Source organism: Schnuerera sp., from assembly GCF_035459645.1.
In the GTDB taxonomy this organism is placed as follows: domain Bacteria; phylum Bacillota; class Clostridia; order Tissierellales; family Tepidimicrobiaceae; genus Schnuerera.
In genome coordinates this window covers 1-1,694 of the sequence record NZ_DATHXO010000383.1, presented here as the reverse complement: position 1 = coordinate 1,694, position 1,694 = coordinate 1, and the positions used below count along the sequence as shown (strand labels likewise).

The following is a 1,694-nucleotide window of genomic DNA, read 5'->3' as shown; positions in this document are numbered from 1 at the left end:
GCTGCCAGCTTCATGGGAATCAATGCTATGCTGCCTGCTGATGAAGATGCGATTTTATTAGATCTGGGAGGAACAACTACGGATATATTCTTCCTTGCTGATGGTGTACCTTTATTTGAACCTTTAGGAATTAAAATAGATAAATATAATACTTTGATAAGAGCTATTTATAGCGTTTCTATAGGTTTAGGTGGGGATAGTAGTATTAGCATTGAAAATGGTAATATTAAAATAGGTCCAAGAAGGGAAGGAGTTCCTTATGCCTTTAGAGGACCTAAACCTACCCCTACAGATGCTATGATAACTTTAGAATTTATAAAGGAAGATGAAAAAATAAAAGCACGCGCTAAAAAAGCTATGAAAATACTGGGGAAAGAATTAAATCTATCAGCAGAGAATATGGCTAAGTTAATTCTTGAAACTATGGGAGATATTATTAAGGATAAAGTAGACGCTCTTTTAAATGAAATAAATAGTCAACCTGTTTACACAGTTAAAGAGTTGTTATATGGAAAGAAAGTAGAACCAAAACTTATAAATATAATTGGTGGCCCTGCTAATGTGTTAGCACCAATACTTGAAAATAAATTTAATCTACCCTGCCATTTTCCAAAAGATTACCATGTGGCAAATGCAATAGGAGCAGCTCTAGCAAAACCTACTACAGAAATTAATATGTTAGCAAATACATCTCAAGGAATACTTTCAGTACCTGAATTAGAACTGTATGAAAAAGTGAGCAGAAATTATACTGTTGATAAGGCCAGAAAAAGAGCTCTAGAATTAGTAAAAGAATCTGCTTTATCTTTAGGAGCTACTAGAGATAAAATAGAGGCTGAAATCGTAGAAGAAAGTAGTTTTAATATGGTAAAAGGTTTCTACACTACTGGGAAAAACATCCGGATTAAGGCACAAGTAAAACCAGGGCTTTTTCATGAGTTGAGGAGTGATATGAATGATTAAGGCTAAGAATAGACTAGGGCTTATATTCTTCCCTGCTTTCGATTGGGCTATTAGTCCTACCCATCCAGAAAGGGAAGAAAGGCTTTTATATACACAAGACCAAATTTTTGAAGAGGGAATAGAAGATATTAAAGGAATTAAATTTTATAACCCTATTCTCGCTGAGGAAAAAGATATAGAAAGAGTACATTTTGCAATACCAGATGTAAAATCTAGAATAACCCAGTCTCATCTAATATCCGTTGGTGGTGCAATTAAGGCATTTCAAGGAGTAATGGATAAAGAAGTAGACAAATCCTTTGCATTGGTGCGTCCACCTGGACATCATGCTCATAGGGTAGTTTATGGTGATCGAGGCTTTTGTGTAGTCAATGTGGAAGCGGTAATGTTAGAGAGAATAAGACAGGAATACGGAGATTTACGAGTAGCCATTGTAGACACGGATTGTCATCATGGAGATGGTACTCAAGATATCTATTGGAATGACAAGAATACTTTATTTATCTCTTTCCATCAAGATGGTAGAACTCTTTATCCTGGTACTGGATTTATTGAAGAATTTGGAGGTCCTTCTGCCTATGGTTATAATGTAAATATCCCCTTGCCTCCAGGAACGGGAGAAGAAGGTTTTTTATATGTGTTGGAGAATGTAGTAATGCCTATTTTAAATGAATATAAACCGGATATAATAATTAACTCAGCTGGTCAAGATAATCATTATACAGATCCTA

At 35.1% G+C, this 1,694-nt stretch carries 1 protein-coding gene and 1 pseudogene; both read left to right on the top strand.

The features are described from left to right. Positions 1 to 963: hydantoinase/oxoprolinase family protein (locus tag VK998_RS09050; RefSeq protein ID WP_325227790.1), on the top strand; the 963-nt coding region annotated here is incomplete at its 5' end. Further along, positions 956 to 1,694 (top strand): annotated as a pseudogene (locus VK998_RS09045) (histone deacetylase); the annotation flags it as partial. The gene VK998_RS09050 and the pseudogene VK998_RS09045, both read left to right, overlap by 8 nt.